This is a genomic window from Pseudomonas spirodelae (assembly GCF_034653255.1).
In the GTDB taxonomy this organism is placed as follows: domain Bacteria; phylum Pseudomonadota; class Gammaproteobacteria; order Pseudomonadales; family Pseudomonadaceae; genus Aquipseudomonas; species Aquipseudomonas spirodelae.
The window spans coordinates 88,058-110,638 of the sequence record NZ_JAYEET010000008.1 but is presented as its reverse complement, the minus strand read 5'-3'; the positions used below and the strand labels follow the sequence as shown (position 1 = coordinate 110,638).

Here is a 22,581-nt window from a genome sequence, read left to right as displayed (position 1 = left end):
CGGGTAATTTGATGGGTATCGCTGTGCTCAACCCACCGCTACGAAGCGGCTTAGAAGAACGCCTGCAAGCCGGTCTGCGCGCGGCCAAGGATCAGCGCGTGAACGTCGTGGGTGCCTTCGTAGGTGTTGACCACTTCCAGGTTAACCAGGTGGCGAGCCACGCTGTATTCATCGCTGATGCCGTTACCGCCGAGCATGTCGCGGGCCATGCGGGCGATGTCCAGGGACTTGCCGCAGCTGTTGCGCTTCATGATCGAGGTGATTTCCACCGCCGCCGTGCCTTCGTCTTTCATCCGGCCCAGGCGCAGGCAGCCTTGCAAGGCCAGGGTGATTTCGGTCTGCATGTCGGCGAGCTTTTTCTGGATCAACTGCGTTTGCGCCAGCGGGCGGCCGAACTGTTTGCGGTCCAGGGTATATTGGCGGGCGGTGTGCCAGCAGTCTTCGGCGGCACCGAGGGCGCCCCAGCTGATGCCATAGCGTGCCGAGTTGAGGCAGGTGAACGGGCCTTTCAGGCCGCGCACGTCGGGGAAGGCGTTTTCTTCCGGGACGAATACGTTGTCCATGACGATTTCGCCGGTGATCGAGGCGCGCAGGCCGACCTTGCCGTGGATCGCCGGTGCGCTGAGGCCTTGCCAGCCTTTTTCCAGCACAAAGCCGCGGATCTCGCCGGCATCATCCTTGGCCCAGACCACAAATACATCGGCAATCGGGCTGTTGGTGATCCACATTTTCGCGCCGGTCAGGCGGTAGCCGCCGTCGACCTTCTTCGCACGGGTGATCATGCTGCCAGGATCGGAACCGTGGTCCGGCTCGGTCAGGCCAAAGCAGCCGATGTATTCGCCGCTGGCCAGTTTCGGCAGGTATTTCTGTTTGGTCGCTTCGTTGCCGAATTCGAAGATTGGCACCATCACCAAGGACGACTGCACGCTCATCATCGAGCGATAGCCGGAGTCGATGCGCTCCACTTCGCGGGCGATCAAACCGTAGCACACGTAGTTCAGGCCGCTGCCGCCATACTGCTCGGGGATGGTTGCACCGAGCAGGCCGGTGTCGCCCATCTCGCGGAAGATTTTCGGGTCGGTCTGCTCGTTACGGAAGGCCAGTTGCACGCGCGGCTTCAGCTTGTCGGCCGCGAACTGTTGGGCGCTGTCACGCACCATGCGTTCTTCTTCGCTCAGTTGCTGATCCAGCAGCAGCGGGTCGATCCAGTTGAAGCTTGCCTTAGCCATCGCGAACACCTCGAAATCAGACTGTGAGAGGGCGGGTATCTGCGCAAGCGAGCCGCGCCCAGCGGTAAGTGGCCTTGATCCTAGGCGGCTTATGTTGGCCAGGCAAACGAGTAATACGCACCCTGTTGTGCGGTTTGCTCACTTCGAGATAGGGTTATTCGGCTTTTTACAGTGAATAAAGTGAGGCTGACGCACATATGCGCCGCAAGATTCCCAGCACGGCCGCCCTGATTGCTTTTGAGTCAGCCGCGCGCCATCAGAGTTTTACCCGGGCGGCCGATGAGCTAAGCCTGACCCAGGGCGCGGTCTGCCGGCAGATCGCTGGGCTGGAAGCCTTCCTTAATATTGAGCTGTTTCGCCGTTCACGGCGTGGGGTGAAGCTGACCGAGGCGGGCCAGTCCTATGCACGGCGGGTGGCTGGGCAGCTGGACGCCGTGGAGCGCGACACCTTGGCGGTAATGGGCCAGCAAGGGGCGATGAGTATCGAACTGGCCGTGGTGCCGACCTTCGGTACGCAGTGGCTGCTGCCACGGCTGAAAGACTTTCAGCACCTGCACCCGGAAATTACCGTCAATCTGACCAACCGCACGCGACCCTTTCTGTTTGCCGATACCGAGTTCGATGCGGCGGTGTACTTCGGCGATGGCGACTGGTCCGGTACCCAGGCGCACCTGCTGATGGGCGAGAACCCGATGCCAGTGTGCAGCCCGGCGCTGCTGGGTGAGCAGACGCACTTTAGCGGTGAACAAATGGCCAGCCTGCCGCTGTTGCAACAGACCACCCGGCCTTACGCCTGGCGTCAGTGGTTCAACGCCCAGGGCATCAGTACCGCGCGGGACATGGCCGGGCCGCGCTATGAGCTGTTCTCGATGCTGGCTCAGGCGGCCATGCATGAGATGGGCGTGGCGTTGATTCCGCCGTTTCTGATCCGCCGCGAGTTGGATGAAGGACGGCTGGTGATTGCGTCTGATAAGCCGCTCGCGGACAGCGGCCGGGCTTATTACTTGATTGTGCCGGAACGCAAAGTGCAGTCGGCGGCGCTCGCGGCGTTTCGTGATTGGTTGGTCGGCGAGGCGGCGCGTTACCGCAGCGCCTAGGTGTTTCAGGGGCAAGAACGCGGGTTCGCATCCGCATCGTTTGCACAGTAAAAGCGACTGGGTAAACGCCCGCCTGCTTGAGCATTTGTCAGCGAATTAGTGGTCGATCTGTGCATAAACACATGCGCGGATACGGCCTTATGCCGCCTTAAGTGTTAGGTAGTGGATTGTTTTACAAACTACATGAGAATCAGGCGCTAAAAACCGCTAAGGCCCATGCCTGCTGGTGTGAAGGCTATTTTTTACGCTGTGTTCGCTACTTTCTACATATCAGAAGATTCGATCGGCTGTCATCCACCATACGCATGGGTTTTTCCTCTGTAAGCAGCGTGATTGAAGGGCTAAGCCAGAAACGGCGCGGCCTGTGGTCGGTATGAAAAGTAGTCATAGACCTATAACTTGTAGTAATGCGATTTTCTTACTCCATAACTTCTTGAAGGGACTGTCGTTCGCCGGCAGAATGCGGGCCCCGCCACTTTTCGACGGGTTTGTGCTGATCCTCCCTAATGCCCGCGTGCCATCCGCAGTGCGCCGGTTCACCAAAAAGATCACGCAGGAGAATTGAAGTGCACATCGGTGTTCCTCTCGAAACCCATGCTGGTGAGACGCGCGTTGCCGCAACTCCCGAAACCATCAAGAAGCTGATCGGCCAAGGCCATCAGGTGACTGTACAGAGCGGTGCTGGCGTTAGCGCGAGCATTCCGGACAGCGCCTATGAAGCCGTTGGTGCGGCCATTGGTAACGATGCTGCTGCCTTTGGTGCCGATCTGGTGCTGAAAGTGGTCGCCCCGACCGATGCTGAACTGGCGCATATGAAAGCCGGTGCCGTATTGGTGGGCATGCTCAACCCGTTCAGCAACGAGACCATCGCGCGCATCAATGCTCGCGGCGTCACCGCCTTCGCCCTGGAGGCCGCCCCGCGTACCTCCCGCGCGCAGAGCCTGGACGTGCTGTCGTCGCAAGCCAACATCGCCGGCTACAAGGCCGTGTTGCTGGCGGCGCATCACTACCCGCGCTTTATGCCAATGTTGATGACCGCTGCCGGTACCGTTAAGGCCGCGCGCATCCTCATCCTCGGTGCCGGTGTAGCTGGCTTGCAGGCCATCGCTACGGCCAAGCGCCTAGGTGCGGTGATCGAAGCGTCCGACGTGCGTCCGGCGGTTAAAGAGCAGATCGAATCGCTCGGCGCCAAGTTCGTCGACGTGCCGTTCGAGACCGATGAAGAGCGCGAATGCGCCCAAGGCGTGGGCGGCTATGCCCGGCCGATGCCGGCGTCGTGGATGGAGCGTCAGGCCAAGGCGGTGCACGAGAAGGCCAAGCTGGCCGACATCGTCATCACCACCGCGCTGATCCCGGGCCGCAAGGCACCGACCCTGCTGCATGCCGCCACCGTGGCGGAAATGAAGCCGGGCTCGGTGATCATCGACCTCGCTGCAGCGCAAGGCGGCAACTGCCCGCTGACCGTCGCCGAACAGGTGGTGGTGCAGCATGGCGTGACCATCGTCGGCCACAGCAACCTGGCGGCCCTGGTGCCGGCCGATGCTTCGGCGCTGTACGCACGCAATCTGCTGGACTTCCTCAAGCTGGTTATCGACGGCGAAGGCAAGTTCCACCTCAACCTTGAAGACGACATCGTCGCCGCATGCTTGATGTGCCGCGACGGCAACGTCGTGCGCACCAACGGCTAAGGGGAGTACCGCACATGGATATGATTTCCGACGGCATCTACAACCTGATCATCTTTGCGCTGGCCATCTACGTGGGCTACCACGTGGTGTGGAACGTGACTCCAGCCTTGCACACCCCACTGATGGCAGTGACCAACGCGATTTCCGCGATCGTGATCGTCGGCGCCATGCTGGCCGCTGCCCTGACCGTGACCCCACTGGGTAAAACCATGGGCACCCTGGCCGTGGCTCTGGCTGCGGTCAACGTGTTCGGTGGTTTCCTGGTGACCCGGCGCATGCTGGAAATGTTTAAGAAGAAAGCGCCGAAAGCCGCTGCAGGGGAGAAGCATTGATGAGCATGAATCTGATCACGGTGCTCTACCTCGTTGCCTCGATCTGCTTTATCCAGGCACTTAAAGGACTGTCGCACCCGACCACCTCGCGCCGCGGCAACCTGTTCGGCATGCTCGGTATGGGTTTGGCCGTACTGACCACCGTTGGGCTGATCTACAAGCTCGGTGCTGAAATCGCCACCGCCGGTATCGGCTACGTGATCGTCGGACTGCTGATTGGCGGCACTGCCGGTTCGGTCATGGCCAAGCGTGTCGAAATGACCAAGATGCCGGAGCTGGTCGCCTTCATGCACAGCATGATCGGCCTGGCCGCGGTGTTTATCGCCATTGCCGCCGTGGTTGAGCCGCAGTCGCTGGGTATCGTTGCCGCCTTGGGTGATGCGATTCCGGCCGGTAACCGTCTGGAGCTGTTCCTCGGTGCAGCCATCGGTGCCATCACCTTCTCCGGTTCGGTGATCGCCTTCGGCAAACTGTCGGGCAAGTACAAGTTCCGTCTGTTCCAGGGCGCACCGGTACAGTTCAAGGGCCAGCACTGGGTCAACCTGGCCATCGGCCTGGCGATTCTCGGCCTCGGCCTGATGTACACCTTCACCGGTAACCTGACCGCCTTCGCCATTCTGCTGGCCCTGGCCTTTGTGATCGGCGTGCTGATCATCATCCCGATTGGCGGTGCTGATATGCCGGTGGTGGTGTCGATGCTCAACAGCTACTCGGGCTGGGCGGCGGCCGGTATCGGCTTCTCGCTGAACAACTCGATGCTGATCATCGCCGGTTCGCTGGTGGGCTCGAGCGGTGCGATCCTCTCGTACATCATGTGCAAGGCGATGAACCGCTCGTTCTTCAACGTGATCCTCGGTGGTTTCGGTGGTGCTCCAGCAGAAGCCGGCCCAGCCGGTGCCAAAGAAGCGCGTCCGGTTAAATCCGGCTCGAGCGACGATGCGGCCTTCCTGCTGACCAACGCCGACACTGTGATCATCGTGCCGGGCTACGGCCTTGCGGTGGCCCGTGCCCAGCATGCGCTGATGGAGCTGGCGGAGAAGCTGACCCATCGCGGCGTCACCGTGAAGTACGCGATTCACCCGGTTGCCGGGCGTATGCCCGGTCACATGAACGTGCTGCTGGCTGAGGCCGAAGTGCCTTACGAGCAAGTGTTCGAGATGGACGACATCAACTCCGAGTTCGGCCAAGCCGACGTGGTGCTGGTGCTGGGTGCTAACGACGTGGTCAACCCGGCCGCGAAGAACGACCCGACGTCGCCGATCGCCGGCATGCCGATTCTCGAGGCTTACAAAGCCAAGACTGTGATCGTCAACAAGCGCTCGATGGCCAGCGGCTACGCCGGCCTGGACAACGAACTGTTCTACCTCGACAAGACCATGATGGTCTTCGGCGACGCCAAGAAAGTCATCGAAGATATGGTTAAAGCGGTCGACTAAAACTCGCCGCTGCGTTGTCGAAAAGCCCGGCTCAAGAGCCGGGCTTTTTTCTGTCTGGTTGATCAAAAATTGGTTTTTCCAGGCGAAAATCTGAAAAACAGGTCAACTGTAATAGAAGTGCAATCTGTAACTGTACCTGTACTAAATCACTGCTTAATAAGCATTTATTCAGGTTTTTTATCTGCAATTAATTGTTTTTCAGGCTAAAGAACTTATGGACAGTACAGTTGATGCTAAAACAGGTCAAACAGTTACAAAGCAAGCTATCTATTGATGCTGCAATTCAATTCAGCTGTGGCTACTGCGTGCAGAGAGCGGTAGCAATAATGCTTACATCGCAACACACCACTGACCCGCCACAAGCGGAAGGATGAGCACCATGGAACGTACCCTCAGTTCCGACCTGTTTTTTGATCACAGCCAAGCCACCGGCTCCAGCGCTCTGCCGCTGCGCATATTGTCTTCTGTTTTGCTGTGGCAGCGCCGCGCTGTCAGCCGCCGTCAACTTGCTCGTTTGGATGCTCGTCTGCTTGCAGATGCCGGAATCAGCGAAGCACAGCGTCAGGCCGAATTGAGTAAGCCTTTCTGGCGTTAAACGCCGCCAGACACCGATTTCTGCTCCTCCCTTTTATGGGATTTTTGAAGCTCCAGCGCCCTGCGTGCTGGGGCTTTCTTTTTGTCTGCAGGATTATTTATCCGTAACAGTCTGCTGTGCGTGAAGCGGTACAGTTTGGATGAAGCTGTAACTGCGCCATAACAATTTCCAGCTGCTGTCTCTGCCCGCTCCGCGCCTTAGCGCGCATCCTAGGTTGCCATCTCTGTTGGTTGACAAGGAATTGCGCCATGGAACGCACGCTCAAACGCCGGCCCTCACAATCGGCTCAGGACCATCGCCCGCTATGGCTGAAGCTCTATGCCACGCTGTGTGGCTGGCAACGCAATCGGCATACGCGTAAGCATTTGGCACACTTGGATAGTCGTCAGCTGGCGGATGCTGGGATCAGTGAGGCGCAGCGTCAGGTTGAGTTGGAAAAGCCGTTTTGGCGCTGATCTGCCTGGCAACCAACTGGCATGCGCTCGGTCTACAATGACTTAGCCCGACTGTTGGGCCTTTTCAGGAGCGTGGATATGAATGCGATAAAGACCTTTAGCCTGGCGGCACTCTTGGCGCTGGCCGGTACGGCTAGCGCCACCAGTTTTGTGGTGACCACGGATGCAGTGGTGGGTGCGATTGGCGCAACCTCGGACGCCAGCTCCGATGTTTCCTCTTCATTTGGTGATGACAAGATTGTGCTCGCCGCGCGTGATGACGCCGCCGCTTTTGTAGCGAGTCAGGGCAATATCCGCGGCGTGCGTCTGGAGGCCGCGTTGCAGCATATCCGCCAGCAGTTGCCGACCTTGGTAAGCGACGATATGCAATTGGCGAGCGCAATCCTCAGTCTCTGAGTGGGGGTGATGCCAGCGCTTAGCTACAAGCGCTGGCGGAACTGTGTGGCAGAATACTCGTCCAAACCAACCCCGTCGGGTTGATGGTTGTTTATTGGAGATGCGTATGCGCCCTACCTTACTCGGTGCTGTAGTTGCGATTGTTCTGTTGAGTGCCACTGCCCAGGCGCAAACCTTGGTGGCGACTAGCAACATCATCGTGCGTGCACTGGATCGCACCCTGGATTTCACGTCGGATACCACCACCTCAGTTCGCGATTCGAAAATCGTGTTGGCCGCGCGTGACGATGCGGCCAGCTTTGTGGCCAGCCAAGGGCAGATCCGTGGCGCGCAACTGGAAGCGGCCATCGTCACCATTCGCAGCCAAGTGCCTGAAGCACAGGGTGCTTCTGATCTGGTCTTGGCCGAAGCCATTCTGGCGCTGTGAATTGGCCGCGTACCTGGCTACTGTTACTGGCAGTATTCGCCAGCACCACTAGCCAGGCCGGGCTGAGTCTGCAGCTGAACGACGCGGCACTCAGTGCCCGCGAACGTCAGGCCAGCCAGCAGCTGTTGCAAGAGGCGCTGGAGGCGTTGCCGCAGCGCTTCAAGCAACAACTCGACCGCCGCGTCAGTGTTCGCTGGGGCGACATGCCTGCAGAGGTCTATGGCCGTGCCGGACGTTTCAGCGGCATCGAACTGAATGCCGCGCTGCTGCCAGCCTTGAGCGACGGCAGCAGCGCTTCTCACCAAACCGCTCGCCCACATGGCAGCGTGCGCCGCGAACTGCTGGCGACGGTGCTGCACGAACTCACCCATCTGTATGACCGCGCCCAGCGTTGGCCACAGGCGGACAGGCAGCTGCAACGCCAGTGTCGCCAGCGTGAGCAGAGCCTGGGGGCTGTCGGGTTGCCTGATTATTGCCGGGGTCAAACGGCGCGGCGTTTTACCCTGAGTGATGATCCGCTGTTGCTCGACCTAGCGGGCTGGCCGCAACAGGTTGGCAGGCGTGGTGAGCGCGAGCACGAGAACCACCAAGTGGCGCGTAGCCCAGACCGCTATGAGTTGACGAACCCGCGCGAGTACCTCGCGGTGAACATGGAGTACTTCCTCCTCGACCCCAGCTACGCCTGCCGCCGACCTTCGCTGGCGCGCTACTTGAGTGCACATTTCGGCTGGTCGCCTGCTGGCCAAGAAACGTGCGCAGGTGGCTTGGCCTATCTGAACGCCGGGCGCGACTTTGCCCGCCAGCCGCTCGGCAGCATCGACCCGCAGCGGGTCTATCAGGTGGATTATTTACTCGCCGAAGCCAACGACGCGCTAGCTAGTCGCTGGGGGCACAGCATGCTGCGCCTGGTGATCTGCGCGCCCGGCCGGCCGCTGGGGCCGGATTGTCGGTTGGACCTGCAGGAGCATCTGGTGCTGTCTTACCGTGCCTTTGTCGGCGATGTGCAGCTGTCCAGTTGGGATGGCCTGACCGGGGCTTATCCTTCACGGTTATTCGTCCTGCCGCTGGCCCAGGTGATTGAGGAATACACCAAGGTTGAGCTGCGTAGCCTGGCCTCGGTGCCGCTTAAGCTTGAACGTCCGCAACTGGAGCAGCTGGTGATTCGCGCGGCTGAGCAGCACTGGAGTTATGACGGCGATTACTGGTTCCTTTCCAACAACTGCGCCGTGGAAACCCTCAAGCTGCTGCGTAGCGGCAGCCAGCACCCCCAGCTGCATGCACTCGACAGCATCATGCCCAACGGCCTGTTGGATACCCTGGCCGCCCGTGATTTGGCTGACCGCAGCGTGCTCGCTGACGATGCTGAGGCGTTGCGCCTGGGGTATCGCTTTGACTCCTTCCGTGACCGCTATCAAGCCATGTTTAGCGTGTTGCAGGCGCAATTGCCAATTACCCAGGCGCACGTTGAGGATTGGTTGAACTTGCCTGCGGCGGAGCGCCAGCCCTGGTTTGCTCAGGCCAATCTGCGCACCAGCGCGGCGCTGCTGCTGCTTGAGCAGGCGGCGCTGCGCCGACAGTTGCTGCTGGCCCAGGATGAGCTCAAGCGCCGCTACCTGAGCGGGCGCGAGAGCGCTGATCCTGAACTCAATACGGCGGGTGGTGCGCTGCAGCAGATTCTCGCCAACAGCGGTTTTCTCAGTCGTCCGGCGGAGTTACTCGAAGGCGGCTATGGCCTGCCGCAACGCGCCGAATGGCAACGCTTGGAAGCCGAGAGCCAGGCGCGCCAGCAGCAACTGCGTCAGCTTAGCGATAACCTCGACCAGGAAGTGCGCACCTTATTGGAACCTGCTCGCCTGGCGGAATTACAAGCAGCTGAAGCCAATCTGGCACAGCTCGGTCAACACCTGCGCACGTTGCACAAAGCCAGCGGCGGTTTGCAATTGCCCTAGCGAGAACGCCCAAGATCAACGCCGGCCTTGCGTCACTCCATGCGCCTGCTCAAGATGGCGGCTTGCTTGTGGCTGGAGGTTGCCGTGCAGGAATTGTTGCTGGCCTTGTGGCCGCTGTTTGCGTTGATCGTGGCCGGTTTCTACCTGCGGCGCTGGGCGTTTCCCAGTGAGGCATTCTGGCCCGGCGCTGAGCGTCTGAATTACTTCATGCTGTTCCCGGCGCTGCTGTTCAGCAGCCTGGCCAAGGCGCCGCTGGATAACCCTGCGTTGCCGCGCTTAGCGTTGGCGGTAATGCTGGCGCTGGGCATCGCCTGGCTGGCGCTGCTGGTGGTACGCCGCCTGCGCGGCTGGCCGGCGGGGCGCTTCGGCGCATTTAGCCAGGGCATTCTGCGGTTCAACACCTACCTCGGCCTGGCAGCGGTGGGCAGCCTATTTGGCCAGGAAGGCCTGACTCTGGCAGCCATCATGCTTGCCTTGATGGTGCCGACGGTGAATGTGCTGTCGGTCTGGTCGCTGACCGCCGAGCGTGGCGTCAGTGCGCGCAGCCTGTTATTACCGATCCTGAAGAACCCGCTGATTCTTGCCTGCCTCGGTGGTGCCTTGGTCAACCTCAGTGGCCTTGGTTTACCCGGTGGCAGTGATCGCCTGCTCAGCTTGTTGGCGGCTGCCAGTTTGCCGTTGGGTCTGCTGTGTGTGGGCGCGGCGTTGAAACCCGAGCAATTGACTGGCGAGATTCCGGCGTTGCTCGGCAACAGCCTGCTGCGCTTGTTAGCCATGCCAATGCTGGCGTGGGCTGTGGCCTATGGTCTGCAATTACCGACGATGGAAAGCACGGTATTGGTGCTGTTCTTTGCCTTGCCAACCGCGCCAACGGCGTATGTGTTGACCCGGCACTTGGGCGGGGACAGCCACTTAATGGCGGGGATTATTACCCTGCAAACTCTTTTGGCGGCGGCCAGTCTGCCGCTGTTGTTGCTATTGTTCGTGGGCTGATGCAGGTGCTTGGCGCGGTGTCGGACTGACGACTGGGTTTGGTGGTGCAGCTAATTTACTGTATTTATATACAGTAAATTATGGAGCCCACTCATGCCTGTTTCCTTGCCGCCGCGCGGTCGCGGTACTGCCAGTAACCCGCATAATCGCTTTGCCCCGCAGCGCATTATCGCCAGCGATGACGGCTGGTTTCAGGAAGTGCCGCCCAGCCGGGCGACTGAGGTGCACAGCGAAACCGCAAAAAGCATCATCACCCGTAACCAGTCGCCGGACCTGCCCTTCGACCGTTCACTCAACCCCTACCGTGGCTGTGAACATGGCTGTATTTACTGCTACGCCAGGCCCAGTCACGCCTATTGGGATCTGTCGCCGGGGCTGGATTTCGAAACCAAGCTGATCGCCAAGACCAATGCCGTTGCGCTGCTCGAACAGCAGCTGAGTAAGCCTGGCTATGTATGCGCGCCGATTAACCTGGGCTCCAACACCGATCCTTATCAACCGATCGAGCGCCAGCACCTGCTGACCCGCAACAGCCTCAAGGTGCTGCTCGACTATCGCCATCCGGCGACCATCATTACCAAGGGGGCGCTGATTCTGCGCGACCTCGACCTGCTCACTGAGCTGGCGCAGCAGCGCCTGGTGGCGGTGATGATCAGCCTGACGACTCTGGATGATGAACTGAAACGCATCATGGAGCCGCGTGCAGCGGCACCGGCAGCACGTTTGCGAGCGATTCGGGTATTGCGCGAAAACCGCATTCCAGTCGGTGTCCTGTGTTCACCGATGATCCCCATGATCAATGACATGGAGCTTGAGCATCTTTTAGCGGCGGCCAAAGAGGCCGGCGCGCAAAGCGCCAATTATATGCTGCTGCGTCTGCCGCGTGAGGTGGCGCCGTTGTTTACGGAATGGCTGCACGCCCATTACCCGCAACGTGCCGAGCATGTGCTCAGCCTGATCCGTCAGAGTCGCGGTGGTGCGCTGTATGACAGTCGCTTCGGTCAGCGTTTTCGTGGTGAGGGCGCTTTTGCTGAATTGCTCGCACAGCGCTTTGCCTTGGCCAGCAAACGCCTTGGGCTGAATCGACGCGAGACGTTCAACCTCGACTGCACGCGTTTTTGTCCGCCGGGCGGCCAGCTGGCGCTGCTCTAAGCGGCGCGCAAGCTGGGTGGTTGCCGTTAGGGCCTGCGGCAGTGACACTTGGCATGTGACTTGCCAGCCTGCTTGGCTGTCGCTTTAGCAGGTTTTTTCAGGTTCAGAGGTCGCAAACATGCCATACAAGCATCAGTTGATCCCGCTGCAAGGGCGCACGGGCAGTGAAACTGCCGAGGAAGCCCTGCAGAGTATCGTCGATGGCTTCAAACGTTTTCGTTGCGAGATCTTCCCGCAGCAGGAAGATCTGTTCAAAAAACTGGCCACCGCGCAGAGTCCGCGGGCAATGTTTATCACCTGCGCCGACTCGCGGGTGGTGCCTGAATTGATCACCCAAAGCTCGCCGGGCGATCTGTTCGTCAACCGCAATGTCGGCAACGTGGTGCCGCCCTACGGGCAGATGATGGGCGGGGTTTCCACGGCGATCGAGTATGCGGTGATGGCCTTGGGCGTACAGCACATCATCATTTGCGGGCATTCCGATTGCGGGGCAATGAAAGCAGTACTCAACCCGGCTGAGCTGGAGCGCATGCCCACGGTAAAAGCCTGGTTGCGCCATGCTGAAGTGGCCAAGACGGTGGTGGCAGACAACTGTGGCTGCGCCGATCACAACACCCTGGGCATCCTCACCGAGGAAAACGTGGTGGCGCAGCTCGACCACCTGCGCACCCACCCTTCGGTGGCGTCTCGTATGGCTTGCGGGCAGGTGTTTATCCACGGTTGGGTGTATGACATCGAAACCAGCGAGATCAAGGCTTACGACGCGGAAAAGGGCGAGTTCCGTCTGATCGATGATGGGCCACTGCCGATGGCCACGCCGCGCCCGCGCTACCTGCCGAGCTAGTCGGCAGCCGCGCGGATGTTAGGGTTAGCCCGCTGCGCGGGTTTCATCCAATTGCAGTTCTACCCCAAGCTGGCGTGACAGGCACGGCCAGCGCTGCCACGCCGCCTCGGTCTGCGGGCTGTGCAGGCGCTCGCGATAGGTTTGCACGGAGTTCTGGGCAAAGCTGGCGTCGTCGAGCATGCCCTCGACGGCATGATGCACAGCCTCATCCAGTTGATTGGCAAAGGGCTCACCGATCAATTGGTGAGCAATCAGATTAGCCACCGTGGTATCCAGCGGAATCAACGGGGCGCCCAGGTGGGTGATATAGCGATCATTCACTTCTTCGACCAAGCGGTGGGCCAGATAGGCTTCATCGAGTAAGCCTTCCAACCCCTCATGGCCGGCCATCAGCGCGGGTGGCTGCAGAAAGAATTGCTCGGCAATCTTCAGCACCGGCTTGATCTGCGCCTCGATCCCGGCTTCCTGCGCGACTTGCTGGGCGGCCAGTAACAATTCTGGCACCTGCTCGATATAGGCGCTGACAAACTGCTGCAGCACGCCGGAGGTGTCTTCGCTGGGTAGGCGGATGGAGGGGTGTAGCTGCCCCGCGTGTGCCTGCATCTGCTTGCTCAGATGACCCGTACTGGCTTCGTGTTGGTGTGCACGCTGGATCAGCGCGTGCAAAGCGGCGATGTTCATGACTGCTCCTGAAGTGAGGACATGGACGAGAACCTTAGTTGGCTGAGCGTAGCTGCTAAGACTCGATTGTCATAATTATTAAACATTTATGCGGACTGGCTATAAGTAGTCGTCGCCACTCCGGTCTATCCCACGCCAACCGTGGTCTTTAGCGCGTGCACTTGCAGTGCGTTGCTCTTTTCGGCTTTCGCGTTGCCAGGTGCAAGTCCCTGTCTATACTCGAACTCGAAAGGCAGTACCTGATAACTCCGAATCAGCTGCGGCATGGACAGTCTTCCTAGGCATTTTCCCCGAGAAAATGCCTGATGGCTCAGCCTCTGACCGGTTCGGCGGGATAACAAGAATAATTAAGGGGAACCCGCAATGATGCGACATCCACGAGTCTGGATGGGCCTCCTGTTGTGGTTGGTATACAGCTCGGCACACGCCAGCTGGGGCATCAATATGACGCCCGGTGCCACCGAGGTGAGCCGCTCAGTATTTGACTTGCACATGACCATCTTCTGGATCTGCGTCGTCATCGGCGTGATCGTATTTGGTGCCATGTTCTGGTCGATGCTGGTCCACCGCCGCTCCACAGGTCAGGAGCCCGCGCACTTTCACGAAAGCACCACAGTCGAGATTCTCTGGACGGTCGTACCGTTGGTGATTCTGGTACTGATGGCCATCCCGGCGACCAAAACCCTGATCGATATCTACGACTCCAGCGAGTCTGAACTGGATATTCAGGTCACCGGTTATCAGTGGAAATGGCACTACAAATACCTGGGTGAAGATGTCGAGTTCTTCAGCAACCTGACCACCCCCAAAGATCAGATCAACAACAAGGCCACCAAGGGTGAGCATTACCTGCTGGAGGTAGACGAGCCGCTGGTGGTGCCGGTTGGCACCAAAGTGCGCTTTCTGATTACTGCCGCCGATGTCATTCACTCCTGGTGGGTGCCGGCGTTGGCGGTGAAAAAGGATGCGATCCCGGGCTTCGTCAATGAGTCCTGGACGCGCATCGACGAGCCCGGCATCTACCGTGGCCAATGCACCGAGCTGTGCGGCAAGGACCATGGGTTTATGCCGATTGTGGTCGAAGCCAAGTCGAAAGAGGACTACGCCACTTGGCTCGCCGAGCGCAAACAACTCGCGGCTGCCGAGAAGGAGCTGACCAGTAAAGAGTGGAGCATGGATGAGCTGATGGCGCGCGGCGAGAAGTCGTATCTGACCAACTGTGCGTCTTGCCATCAGCCGACGGGCGAGGGGCTGCCGCCGATGTTCCCGGCGCTTAAAGGCTCAGCGATTGCTGTCGGACCTGCGGCCGGTCATATCGATATCGTGGTCAACGGCAAGCCAGGTACGGCCATGGCGGCGTTCGGCAAGCAACTCTCGGAAGTCGATATCGCGGCGATCATTACCTACGAGCGCAATGCCTGGGGCAATGCGGTCGGTGACATGGTCACGCCAAAAGACATCCTCGCGTTCAAACAGGCTCAGGAGTAAGGACATGAGTGCAGTGATCGATCCGGGCCACGCAGGCCACGGTCATGCCGGACATGACCATCACCACGGCCCGGCCAAAGGCCTGATGCGCTGGGTGTTGACCACCAACCATAAAGATATCGGCACCATGTACCTGTGGTTCAGCTTTGCCATGTTCTTGCTGGGCGGCAGCATGGCGATGGTGATCCGTGCCGAGTTGTTCCAGCCGGGCTTGCAGATTGTGCAGCCGGAGTTCTTCAACCAGATGACCACTATGCATGGTCTGATCATGGTCTTCGGCGCTGTCATGCCGGCGTTTGTCGGCCTGGCCAACTGGATGATTCCGTTGATGATTGGCGCGCCGGACATGGCCCTGCCGCGCATGAACAACTTCAGTTTCTGGCTGCTGCCAGCGGCCTTTAGCATGTTGGTTAGCACGCTGTTTATGGAGGGTGGTGGGCCGAACTTCGGCTGGACTTTCTATGCGCCGTTATCGACGACCTACGCACCGGAGTCGGTGACCTTCTTCATCTTTGCCGTGCACTTGATGGGCTTCAGTTCGATCATGGGCGCGATCAACGTGATTGCCACCATCCTCAACCTGCGTGCCCCCGGCATGACCCTGATGAAGATGCCCTTGTTCGTCTGGACCTGGCTGATTACCGCGTTCTTGCTGATTGCTGTAATGCCGGTGTTGGCGGGTGTGGTGACCATGATGCTGATGGACATTCACTTCGGCACCAGTTTCTTCAGCGCGGCTGGTGGTGGTGATCCGGTTTTGTTCCAGCACGTGTTCTGGTTCTTCGGTCATCCCGAGGTATACATCATGATCTTGCCGGCATTCGGCGCGGTCAGTGCAATTATCCCGGCGTTCGCCCGTAAGCCGCTGTTTGGTTACACCTCAATGGTCTATGCCACGGCGGCGATCGCGTTCCTGTCATTTATCGTCTGGGCGCACCACATGTTCACCGTGGGCATTCCGCTCACCGGTGAGCTGTTCTTTATGTACGCGACCATGCTGATTGCCGTACCGACCGGGGTGAAGGTGTTCAACTGGGCCAGCACTATGTGGCGTGGTTCGATGACCTTCGAGACACCGATGTTGTTCTCGGTTGCCTTCGTCATCCTGTTCACCATCGGCGGTTTCTCCGGGTTGATGCTGGCCATCGCCCCGGCGGATTTTCAGTACCACGACACCTACTTTGTGGTGGCGCATTTCCACTATGTGCTGGTACCGGGCGCGATCTTTGGCATCTTTGCGTCGGCTTACTTCTGGCTGCCGAAGTGGACGGGGCACATGTATGACGAGACGCTCGGCAAGCTGCATTTCTGGATGAGTTTTATCGGCATGAACATGGCGTTCTTCCCGATGCACTTTGTCGGCCTGGCCGGCATGCCGCGGCGTATTCCCGACTACAACATGATGTTCGCCAACTTCAACATGGTCTCGAGCATTGGTGCCTTTATGTTCGGCGCTACTCAGTTGTTGTTCCTGTTTATTGTCATTAAGTGCATTCGTGGGGGTAAACCCGCGCCGGCCAAACCCTGGGATGGAGCAGAGGGGTTGGAATGGTCGATACCGTCGCCGGCGCCTTACCACACTTTCAGCACACCACCGGACGTGAAATAAGGAGCCGCAGCGATGAGCGAAGCCCTGTCGACACGTCGTTTGGTGATACGCCTGTCATTGGTGGTGGTCGCCATGTTCGGCTTTGGCTTCGCCCTGGTGCCAATCTACGACGTGATGTGCCAAGCCTTCGGCATCAACGGTAAAACCGCCGGGGCCTATGAAGGCAGCCAGGCGGTGGACGAACAGCGCCAGGTGCGCGTGCAGTTTCTCGCCACCAATGCCGCCGAGATGGTCTGGGAGTTCGGCCCCCAAGCAGATGAAGTGGTGGTGCATCCGGGCGACAGCACGCAAATGTTGTTTGTGGCGTACAACCCCACCGACAAGCCGATGACCGCTCAGGCGATCCCCAGTGTGGCACCGTCGAAAGCGGCCGCTTATTTCCACAAAACCGAATGCTTTTGCTTTACCCAGCAAGTACTGCAACCCGGTGAGCGCATCGAAATGCCGGTGCGCTTTATCGTCGATAGAGACTTACCGGCAGATGTTCGCCACCTAACCCTGGCTTACACCTTGTTTGATGTCACCGCGCGCATGCCGCCGGTGGCGCAAGCGACCCCTACTCGGGCGGCTCCATAAGGAGAACAATAAATGTCGAGTCATGAAAGCCACGAAAGCTATTACGTCCCGGCCCAGAGCAAGTGGCCGATTATCGCTACCCTGGGCATGCTGTTTTCGGTGTACGGCGTGGGCACCTGGTTCAATGATATGAAGGCCGATCGCGCCGACTCCAACGGCCCGCTGATCTTCTTTGTCGGCGGTCTGTTTCTCGCTTACATGCTATTCGGCTGGTTTGGCAATGTGATCAAGGAAAGCCGCTCCGGCATGTACAGCCCGCAGATGGATCGCTCGTTTCGCTGGGGCATGAGCTGGTTTATTTTTTCCGAAGTGATGTTCTTTGCCGCGTTCTTCGGCGTGCTGTTCTATGTGCGCACCTGGGCCGGGCCATGGCTGGGTGGCGAGGGCGATAAAGGGGTGAGCAACATGCTCTGGCCGGGCTTCGAGTACAGTTGGCCACTGCTCAATACGCCTGATCCTAAACTCTATCCGGCACCTAGCGGCACCATCAGCGCCTGGGGCCTGCCGCTGATTAACACCATTCTGCTGGTCACTTCCAGCTTCACCCTGACGTTCGCCCACCACGCATTACGCAAGAACCAGCGCAAGCCGCTGACCCTGTGGCTGGCGCTGACGGTGATTCTCGGCATTGCCTTTCTGGTGTTGCAGGTCGAGGAATATATCCATGCCTACACCGAACTGGGCCTAACCCTAGGGTCGGGCATCTACGGCGCGACCTTCTTTATGCTCACCGGCTTTCATGGTGCCCACGTGACTCTGGGGGCACTGATGCTGAGCATCATGTTGATTCGGGTTATTCGCGGTCATTTCAGCCCCGAGCAGCACTTCGGTTTTGAGGCGGCCGCCTGGTATTGGCACTTTGTCGATGTGGTGTGGATTGGCTTGTTTGTCTTCGTCTATGTGTTGTAACGCGGTTACCAGGTGACATGCGAGACCAATTGGCCGCTGTAGAAACCCCAGGCAATCAGGGCAACAGTCAGGGCGGTAAGGGTCACGCGTACAGTCAGTGCGTTGACCAACCGGGAGGTTTTACCTTCGTCCTTGACCAAAAAGAACAGGCCGCTGAATAGGCTGATCAGAGTAGCCAGTAGTAACAGGACGATCGCGGCTTTGAGCATGCGTGACTCCCAAGCGGAACTTCGGGGGAAGGGAAATGCGTAGCAGCAGTATAGCCAGCTTGATCAGGGCTTTAGGGAGGCGGATATGAGCGCCTTCCGTCCTGGCTGGCTGCCTAGCGTGCTGGTGCTGCTGCTATTTCCCTGCCTGGTCGCCCTGGGCTTCTGGCAGCTGGCGCGGGCCGAAGAAAAGCGCGAGCTGTTGGCTGCACACCAGGCCCAGCAACTGGCCGCACCAATCAGCATTGAGGCGCTGGAGCAGCAGCCCAACCCGGCTTACAGGCGTGTGCAGTTGCAGGGTTTCTTCGACGCACGGCATCCCCTTCTGCTGGATAACCGCACCCGCGACGGCAAGGTCGGCGTTGAGGTGTTGCAACCCTTCTATGATCAGGCCAGCGGCCTTTGGCTGCTGCTCAATCGCGGCTGGCTGGCCTGGCCCGACCGCCGTATTCCTCCAACGTTTGCCACCCCGGATTCGCCATTGCGTTTGCAGGCCACGGTGTATGTACCGCTGGGTGAGGCTTTTCAGTTGCAAGGTGCGCAACCGGCTCCTGGCTGGCCGCAGGTGATCAGTGAGGTCAAACCGGATGACCTGTGGCAGCAACTGGGGCGTGGTGGCCTGAGTTATGAGGTGCGCCTCGAGCCTGGCCCAGCGTCATTTCAAAGCGATTGGCCAGTTATCGCCATGAGCCCCGACAAACACCTCGGTTATGCCGTGCAATGGTTCGCCCTGGCGGCGGCCTTGCTCTGCCTGTTTATCTATTTAGGTCTATCTAACGCGCGGGAGACTCGCCATGAACCCAGCCATCGCCCTGCCTGAAGTGTCGCCCAGCCAGCGTCGCCGTGGGCGGCTGCAACTGATCCTGATTCTGGCAGTGGTTATCGGCCCGATGATCCTCGCCAGTGCCATGTATCAGTGGCGTTTCTGGGTGCCGGAAACCCGCAGCTATCACGGTGAGCTGATCGGCACCGGACAAACCCGCGCCGACCTCGGCGTGGTCGGTGCAGACGAGCCGCGCTGGCAGTTGCTGGTGACCGTACCGGATGTCTGCGATGCCGCCTGCAAGGAGTTGGTGTTTCTCGCCCGCCAAGTGCATATCGGCCTAAACCGTGATGTTGCTCGCGCCGCCCATGGCCTAGCCACTGCCCAACCCATCGCTGGCGACTATGACGCCCAGCTACGCCGCGAATACCCGCAGCTGACGCGCTATCAGCTGCAGCTGGATGCTTACGGCAAAACCGCCGGCGCCGCCTCCGGCGCGCAACTGTGGATCGTCGACCCACACGGCAATCTGGTGCTGCGTTATGACGCCACCAGCAAGGGCAAGGCAATTCTCAACGACCTGCGGCATCTGCTGAAAATCTCGCAAATTGGTTAATGCTGCCCACGGCTAAGGACTGATGATGAGCAAGCCCGGTTACCGTTTTGCCCTGTTCGCCACTGTGTTGGCGGTCGTGGTGGTGCTGCTCGGTGCCTATACCCGCTTGACCCACGCGGGCCTGGGTTGCCCGGACTGGCCAGGTTGCTACGGCTTTATCGGCGTGCCGATGAGTGAGCACAAACAGACTCTGGCTGAGGCGCGCTTTCCCGAAGCACCGGTGGAAGTCGCCAAAGGCTGGTACGAGATGATCCACCGCTATTTTGCCGGCTCCCTGGGCCTGGTGATTCTCGGCCTGGCGGTACAGGCGCTGCGCCGGCGTGGCGAGGCCGACCAGCCACTTAAATTGCCTCTTTTATTGCTGGGTTTGGTGACGCTGCAGGCGGCCTTTGGCATGTGGACGGTGACGCTGAAACTCTGGCCACAAGTGGTGACGGCGCACCTGCTCGGTGGTTTCGCCACCCTTAGCCTGCTGTTTCTTTTAACACTGCGACTGTCTGGCAAGTTGGCAGTTTTGCCCAATCTGCCCACGCGGTTGCGCAGCCTGGCGGCGCTCGGCTTGCTAATGGTGGTCGGACAGATCGCTCTGGGTGGCTGGGTCAGTAGCAACTACGCGGCGGTTGCCTGCGTCGATCTGCCGACCTGCCATGGCGAATGGTGGCCGGCGATGGACTTCGCCAATGGTTTTCACCTGACCCAGCATATCGGCCCCAATTACCTTGGCGGGCAACTCGACAGCGACGCGCGCACTGCTATTCATATGACCCATCGCATCGGCGCACTGCTAGTCAGCCTGGTGCTGCTGCTGTTGGCCTGGCAACTCAAGCGCCATGGCTTGGGGCGGTTGGCCGGTTTGTTGCTGCTGGCGCTGACCGTGCAGATCAGCCTGGGTATCAGCAACGTCGTGTTTCACCTGCCGCTTCAGGTGGCAGTGGCGCACAACCTCGGTGGCGCGGCTCTGCTACTGACGTTGGTGCTAATCAATTACCGGGTGCGCAGCGCAGCACGGCTGGCATCTCCGGCAGCAGAAGCGCAGGCTGACCTTGCGATGCTGCCGAGCAAATAACAAAAACAATCGAGGAGAGACCGTATGGCTACTCTAGCGCGCGAACACCAAGCCCACGCCAGCTGGCGCGACTACCTGGAGCTGACCAAGCCCAAGGTGGTGGTGCTGATGCTGATCACCTCCCTGGTCGGCATGTTCCTCGCCACCCGCGCAGGTGTGGCCTGGCAGGTGCTGATCTTCGGCAATCTGGGTATCGGTTTGTGCGCCGGCGCGGCGGCGGCGGTCAACCATGTGGTGGACCGGCGTATCGATTCGATCATGGCACGCACCCTCAAGCGTCCGGTTACCTCGGGGCGTATCTCGCCCAGTGCGGCTTTGGGTTTTGCTCTGCTACTGGCGGTGGCCGGTATGGCCCTGCTGTTGACCTTTACCAACGAGCTGGCGGCCTGGCTGACTTTGGCTTCGCTGCTCGGTTATGCCGTGCTGTACACCGGCTTTCTCAAGCGCGCCACTCCGCAGAATATTGTGATCGGCGGCCTGGCTGGCGCCGCGCCGCCGTTGCTCGGCTGGGTGGCCGTTACCGGGCATATCAGCGCTGAACCGCTGCTGCTGGTGCTGATCATCTTCGCCTGGACGCCGCCACACTTCTGGGCCCTAGCCATCCACCGCAAGGAGGAATACGCCAAGGCCGATATTCCCATGCTGCCGGTGACTCACGGCGAGCACTACACCAAGGTGCATATCCTGCTTTATACCCTAGTGATGTTTGCGGTGACGCTGCTGCCGTATGCCATTCATATGAGCGGGCTGCTCTATCTCGGCTGCGCCGTGCTGCTGGGCGGGCGCTTCCTGCACTGGGCAGTGGTGCTGTACCGTGACAGCAAACCGCACGCGGCGATCAACACCTTCAAGTACAGCATCTGGTATCTTTTCGCGCTGTTTATCGCCCTGCTGGTCGACCACTATCTGCTGTTAAACCTGTAATCGTTGGTGCCATGACCCGAACCCAGATCACCGTTTTTGTTCTCGTTGCCATCGTCGCCCTAGTGCTGGGCTTGACCGTCAACAAGGTGCTGACCAGCAAGGACCAGGGTGATCCCACCGCGTTGCTCGATGCCGGCATCGTCCTGCTGCCACAGAGCCGCAGCCTGCCGGAGCTGAGTCTGATCAATCAGGACGGCCAGGCAGTGGCGGTCGATCAGATGAAGGATCAGTGGAGCCTGCTGTTTTTCGGTTACACCTTCTGCCCGGATATCTGCCCAGCCACCCTCGCCCAGCTGCGTCAATTACAAGGCCAGCTACCGGCGGAAACCCTTGCCAAGCTGCAGATTGTGCTGGTTACGGTTGACCCGAATCGCGACACGCCGGAGCAGTTGAAGAAGTACCTGGATTACTTCGATGCCGGCTTTATCGGCCTGACAGGCGAGCAAGCGACCATTCAGAAGCTGGCGAACAGCGTCAGCATTCCGTTTATTCCGGCTGATACCAGCAAGGAAAACTACACCGTCGACCACAGCGGCAACCTGGTGCTGATCGGGCCGGACGGCAGGCAGCGCGGCTTTATCCGCGCCCCGATCAACAACAGCAAACTGGCCGCGCAGTTGCCCGGTCTGCTTGAGCGGCCCTAAGTAGCTATTTGGCAAATAGCTGGCTGATGTCCTTGAACGCCTTGAACTCCAAGGCGTTGCCGCAGGGGTCGAGTAGGAACAGCGTGGCCTGCTCGCCGACCTGGCCGGCGAAGCGCACATAGGGTTCGATCACGAATTGCGTGCCTTTGGCCTGTAGCCGCGCCGCCAGTGTTTGCCAGTCATCCCAGCCCAGCACCACACCGAAATGCGGCACTGGCACGTCGTGGCCGTCCACCGGGTTGCTGTGTGCTGCTTCCTGATAAGTCATCTTCGGCGCCTGGTGGATTACCAGCTGATGGCCGAAGAAGTCGAAATCCACCCAGTGGTCGCTGCTGCGGCCTTCGGCACAGCCGAACACTTCGCCGTAGAAGTGCCGTGCGGCTGCCAGGTCGTAGACAGGAATTGCCAGGTGAAAGGGTGCGAGAGCCATGCTGAAGTTCCTTGAGAGTCTAGTCTGCCGATTCTCAGCAACAGCGATTCTGATTAAAAGCGAATATCCTTGCTCA

At 59.6% G+C, this 22,581-nt stretch carries 25 protein-coding genes; 21 read left to right on the top strand and 4 right to left on the bottom strand.

Translation table 11 applies throughout. The annotated features are described in order from the left end of the window. Nucleotides 1–50: 50 nt before the first annotated feature. Nucleotides 51–1,229: an acyl-CoA dehydrogenase gene (locus tag SOP97_RS03310; protein WP_322948200.1), complete on the bottom strand. Its 1,179-nt coding sequence runs from the start codon at nucleotides 1,227–1,229 to the stop codon at nucleotides 51–53. A 197-nt stretch (nucleotides 1,230–1,426) separates the two neighbouring features. On the opposite strand from SOP97_RS03310, the gene SOP97_RS03305 reads away from it, so the two are divergent. The 12 genes from SOP97_RS03305 to SOP97_RS03250 all read left to right on the top strand — a co-directional run bounded on the left by SOP97_RS03305 (nucleotide 1,427) and on the right by SOP97_RS03250 (nucleotide 12,593). Next, the gene (locus SOP97_RS03305) at nucleotides 1,427–2,326 is read left to right on the top strand and encodes a LysR family transcriptional regulator (RefSeq protein WP_274087418.1); all 900 of its coding nucleotides are present in this window, start codon (nucleotides 1,427–1,429) and stop codon (nucleotides 2,324–2,326) included. A 566-nt stretch (nucleotides 2,327–2,892) separates the two neighbouring features. After that, a complete protein-coding gene (locus SOP97_RS03300; RefSeq protein ID WP_322948199.1) occupies nucleotides 2,893–4,014 on the top strand; it encodes a Re/Si-specific NAD(P)(+) transhydrogenase subunit alpha in 1,122 nt (373 codons plus the stop codon). A 14-nt stretch (nucleotides 4,015–4,028) separates the two neighbouring features. Further along, nucleotides 4,029–4,346: an NAD(P) transhydrogenase subunit alpha part 2 gene (locus SOP97_RS03295; protein WP_090241161.1), complete on the top strand. Its 318-nt coding sequence runs from the start codon at nucleotides 4,029–4,031 to the stop codon at nucleotides 4,344–4,346. Beyond that, entirely contained in the window at nucleotides 4,346–5,782 is a 1,437-nt protein-coding gene (locus SOP97_RS03290; protein ID WP_322948198.1) for an NAD(P)(+) transhydrogenase (Re/Si-specific) subunit beta, read from the top strand. Before SOP97_RS03295 ends, SOP97_RS03290 begins: the two co-directional genes overlap by 1 nt. Nucleotides 5,783–6,161: 379 nt before the next feature. After that, on the top strand, nucleotides 6,162–6,377 hold the full coding sequence (locus SOP97_RS03285) for a DUF1127 domain-containing protein (protein WP_274087415.1): 216 nt from the start codon (nucleotides 6,162–6,164) through the stop codon (nucleotides 6,375–6,377). 248 nt (nucleotides 6,378–6,625) lie between these two features. Continuing rightward, nucleotides 6,626–6,832, top strand: a complete 207-nt coding sequence (locus SOP97_RS03280) for a DUF1127 domain-containing protein (RefSeq protein ID WP_322948197.1) — start codon at nucleotides 6,626–6,628, stop codon at nucleotides 6,830–6,832. Between the two features lie 78 nt (nucleotides 6,833–6,910). Further along, nucleotides 6,911–7,228 (top strand): DUF2388 domain-containing protein, encoded by a 318-nt coding sequence (locus tag SOP97_RS03275; RefSeq protein ID WP_274087413.1) that lies wholly within the window; start codon nucleotides 6,911–6,913, stop codon nucleotides 7,226–7,228. A gap of 106 nt (nucleotides 7,229–7,334) precedes the next feature. Further along, the gene (locus SOP97_RS03270; protein WP_274087412.1) at nucleotides 7,335–7,655 is read left to right on the top strand and encodes a DUF2388 domain-containing protein; all 321 of its coding nucleotides are present in this window, start codon (nucleotides 7,335–7,337) and stop codon (nucleotides 7,653–7,655) included. Then, nucleotides 7,652–9,604: a DUF7844 domain-containing protein gene (locus SOP97_RS03265; RefSeq protein WP_274087411.1), complete on the top strand. Its 1,953-nt coding sequence runs from the start codon at nucleotides 7,652–7,654 to the stop codon at nucleotides 9,602–9,604. Before SOP97_RS03270 ends, SOP97_RS03265 begins: the two co-directional genes overlap by 4 nt. A 54-nt stretch (nucleotides 9,605–9,658) precedes the next feature. Beyond that, on the top strand, nucleotides 9,659–10,597 hold the full coding sequence (locus SOP97_RS03260) for an AEC family transporter (protein WP_274087439.1): 939 nt from the start codon (nucleotides 9,659–9,661) through the stop codon (nucleotides 10,595–10,597). 93 nt (nucleotides 10,598–10,690) lie between these two features. Further along, nucleotides 10,691–11,749: a PA0069 family radical SAM protein gene (locus SOP97_RS03255; protein WP_274087410.1), complete on the top strand. Its 1,059-nt coding sequence runs from the start codon at nucleotides 10,691–10,693 to the stop codon at nucleotides 11,747–11,749. A 118-nt stretch (nucleotides 11,750–11,867) separates the two neighbouring features. Then, the gene (locus SOP97_RS03250; protein WP_274087409.1) at nucleotides 11,868–12,593 is read left to right on the top strand and encodes a carbonic anhydrase; all 726 of its coding nucleotides are present in this window, start codon (nucleotides 11,868–11,870) and stop codon (nucleotides 12,591–12,593) included. A gap of 24 nt (nucleotides 12,594–12,617) precedes the next feature. Here SOP97_RS03250 and SOP97_RS03245 read toward each other — a convergent pair whose 3' ends face one another. After that, on the bottom strand, nucleotides 12,618–13,274 hold the full coding sequence (locus SOP97_RS03245; protein ID WP_274087408.1) for a hypothetical protein: 657 nt from the start codon (nucleotides 13,272–13,274) through the stop codon (nucleotides 12,618–12,620). 363 nt (nucleotides 13,275–13,637) lie between these two features. Here SOP97_RS03245 and coxB point away from each other — a divergent pair, with 363 nt between their 5' ends. The 4 genes from coxB to SOP97_RS03225 are packed head-to-tail and all read left to right on the top strand — an operon-like array spanning nucleotide 13,638 to nucleotide 17,856. After that, nucleotides 13,638–14,762 carry a cytochrome c oxidase subunit II gene (gene coxB, locus SOP97_RS03240; RefSeq protein WP_274087407.1) on the top strand — a complete coding sequence of 375 codons (1,125 nt, stop codon included), beginning with the start codon at nucleotides 13,638–13,640 and terminating at the stop codon, nucleotides 14,760–14,762. Between the two features lie 4 nt (nucleotides 14,763–14,766). Next, on the top strand, nucleotides 14,767–16,371 hold the full coding sequence (gene ctaD / locus SOP97_RS03235) for a cytochrome c oxidase subunit I (RefSeq protein ID WP_322948196.1): 1,605 nt from the start codon (nucleotides 14,767–14,769) through the stop codon (nucleotides 16,369–16,371). A 12-nt stretch (nucleotides 16,372–16,383) separates the two neighbouring features. Next, nucleotides 16,384–16,947, top strand: a complete 564-nt coding sequence (locus SOP97_RS03230; RefSeq protein WP_274087405.1) for a cytochrome c oxidase assembly protein — start codon at nucleotides 16,384–16,386, stop codon at nucleotides 16,945–16,947. A gap of 12 nt (nucleotides 16,948–16,959) precedes the next feature. Beyond that, nucleotides 16,960–17,856: a cytochrome c oxidase subunit 3 gene (locus SOP97_RS03225; RefSeq protein ID WP_274087404.1), complete on the top strand. Its 897-nt coding sequence runs from the start codon at nucleotides 16,960–16,962 to the stop codon at nucleotides 17,854–17,856. Nucleotides 17,857–17,861: 5 nt separating this feature from the next. On the opposite strand, the gene SOP97_RS03220 is transcribed toward SOP97_RS03225, so the two are convergent. Further along, the gene (locus SOP97_RS03220) at nucleotides 17,862–18,065 is read right to left on the bottom strand and encodes a twin transmembrane helix small protein (RefSeq protein ID WP_274087403.1); all 204 of its coding nucleotides are present in this window, start codon (nucleotides 18,063–18,065) and stop codon (nucleotides 17,862–17,864) included. A gap of 85 nt (nucleotides 18,066–18,150) precedes the next feature. Here SOP97_RS03220 and SOP97_RS03215 point away from each other — a divergent pair, with 85 nt between their 5' ends. From SOP97_RS03215 to SOP97_RS03195, 5 genes are read left to right on the top strand one after another with little or no spacing between them, the layout of a single operon-like run. Next, entirely contained in the window at nucleotides 18,151–18,882 is a 732-nt protein-coding gene (locus SOP97_RS03215) for an SURF1 family protein (RefSeq protein WP_274087402.1), read from the top strand. After that, complete coding sequence (locus SOP97_RS03210) at nucleotides 18,857–19,441, top strand: hypothetical protein (protein WP_274087401.1); 585 nt, start codon at nucleotides 18,857–18,859, stop codon at nucleotides 19,439–19,441. The genes SOP97_RS03215 and SOP97_RS03210 overlap by 26 nt, the downstream gene beginning before the upstream one ends. A gap of 25 nt (nucleotides 19,442–19,466) precedes the next feature. Then, the gene (locus SOP97_RS03205) at nucleotides 19,467–20,507 is read left to right on the top strand and encodes a COX15/CtaA family protein (protein ID WP_274087400.1); all 1,041 of its coding nucleotides are present in this window, start codon (nucleotides 19,467–19,469) and stop codon (nucleotides 20,505–20,507) included. A gap of 24 nt (nucleotides 20,508–20,531) precedes the next feature. Further along, the gene (cyoE, locus tag SOP97_RS03200) at nucleotides 20,532–21,431 is read left to right on the top strand and encodes a heme o synthase (protein WP_274087399.1); all 900 of its coding nucleotides are present in this window, start codon (nucleotides 20,532–20,534) and stop codon (nucleotides 21,429–21,431) included. An 11-nt stretch (nucleotides 21,432–21,442) separates the two neighbouring features. Further along, the gene (locus SOP97_RS03195) at nucleotides 21,443–22,075 is read left to right on the top strand and encodes an SCO family protein (protein ID WP_274087398.1); all 633 of its coding nucleotides are present in this window, start codon (nucleotides 21,443–21,445) and stop codon (nucleotides 22,073–22,075) included. Nucleotides 22,076–22,079: 4 nt separating this feature from the next. Here the strand turns inward: SOP97_RS03195 and SOP97_RS03190 are convergent, their stop codons facing one another. Beyond that, nucleotides 22,080–22,505 (bottom strand): VOC family protein, encoded by a 426-nt coding sequence (locus tag SOP97_RS03190; RefSeq protein WP_274087397.1) that lies wholly within the window; start codon nucleotides 22,503–22,505, stop codon nucleotides 22,080–22,082. Nucleotides 22,506–22,581 lie beyond the last annotated feature (76 nt).

Bases quoted from the DNA above. Each gene is read 5' to 3' on its own strand.
- SOP97_RS03250 (WP_274087409.1), top strand. From the start codon at position 11,868: ATGCCATACAAGCATCAGTTGATCCCGCTGCAAGGGCGCACGGGCAGT.
- SOP97_RS03220 (WP_274087403.1), bottom strand. From the start codon at position 18,065: ATGCTCAAAGCCGCGATCGTCCTGTTACTACTGGCTACTCTGATCAGC.
- SOP97_RS03275 (WP_274087413.1), top strand. From the start codon at position 6,911: ATGAATGCGATAAAGACCTTTAGCCTGGCGGCACTCTTGGCGCTGGCC.
- SOP97_RS03280 (WP_322948197.1), top strand. From the start codon at position 6,626: ATGGAACGCACGCTCAAACGCCGGCCCTCACAATCGGCTCAGGACCAT.
- SOP97_RS03245 (WP_274087408.1), bottom strand. From the start codon at position 13,274: ATGAACATCGCCGCTTTGCACGCGCTGATCCAGCGTGCACACCAACAC.
- SOP97_RS03290 (WP_322948198.1), top strand. From the start codon at position 4,346: ATGAGCATGAATCTGATCACGGTGCTCTACCTCGTTGCCTCGATCTGC.
- SOP97_RS03210 (WP_274087401.1), top strand. From the start codon at position 18,857: ATGAACCCAGCCATCGCCCTGCCTGAAGTGTCGCCCAGCCAGCGTCGC.
- ctaD (WP_322948196.1), top strand. From the start codon at position 14,767: ATGAGTGCAGTGATCGATCCGGGCCACGCAGGCCACGGTCATGCCGGA.
- SOP97_RS03230 (WP_274087405.1), top strand. From the start codon at position 16,384: ATGAGCGAAGCCCTGTCGACACGTCGTTTGGTGATACGCCTGTCATTG.
- SOP97_RS03255 (WP_274087410.1), top strand. From the start codon at position 10,691: ATGCCTGTTTCCTTGCCGCCGCGCGGTCGCGGTACTGCCAGTAACCCG.
- SOP97_RS03195 (WP_274087398.1), top strand. From the start codon at position 21,443: ATGACCCGAACCCAGATCACCGTTTTTGTTCTCGTTGCCATCGTCGCC.
- cyoE (WP_274087399.1), top strand. From the start codon at position 20,532: ATGGCTACTCTAGCGCGCGAACACCAAGCCCACGCCAGCTGGCGCGAC.
- SOP97_RS03310 (WP_322948200.1), bottom strand. From the start codon at position 1,229: ATGGCTAAGGCAAGCTTCAACTGGATCGACCCGCTGCTGCTGGATCAG.
- SOP97_RS03190 (WP_274087397.1), bottom strand. From the start codon at position 22,505: ATGGCTCTCGCACCCTTTCACCTGGCAATTCCTGTCTACGACCTGGCA.
- SOP97_RS03225 (WP_274087404.1), top strand. From the start codon at position 16,960: ATGTCGAGTCATGAAAGCCACGAAAGCTATTACGTCCCGGCCCAGAGC.
- SOP97_RS03295 (WP_090241161.1), top strand. From the start codon at position 4,029: ATGGATATGATTTCCGACGGCATCTACAACCTGATCATCTTTGCGCTG.
- SOP97_RS03205 (WP_274087400.1), top strand. From the start codon at position 19,467: ATGAGCAAGCCCGGTTACCGTTTTGCCCTGTTCGCCACTGTGTTGGCG.
- coxB (WP_274087407.1), top strand. From the start codon at position 13,638: ATGATGCGACATCCACGAGTCTGGATGGGCCTCCTGTTGTGGTTGGTA.
- SOP97_RS03285 (WP_274087415.1), top strand. From the start codon at position 6,162: ATGGAACGTACCCTCAGTTCCGACCTGTTTTTTGATCACAGCCAAGCC.
- SOP97_RS03215 (WP_274087402.1), top strand. From the start codon at position 18,151: ATGAGCGCCTTCCGTCCTGGCTGGCTGCCTAGCGTGCTGGTGCTGCTG.
- SOP97_RS03270 (WP_274087412.1), top strand. From the start codon at position 7,335: ATGCGCCCTACCTTACTCGGTGCTGTAGTTGCGATTGTTCTGTTGAGT.
- SOP97_RS03305 (WP_274087418.1), top strand. From the start codon at position 1,427: ATGCGCCGCAAGATTCCCAGCACGGCCGCCCTGATTGCTTTTGAGTCA.
- SOP97_RS03260 (WP_274087439.1), top strand. From the start codon at position 9,659: ATGGCGGCTTGCTTGTGGCTGGAGGTTGCCGTGCAGGAATTGTTGCTG.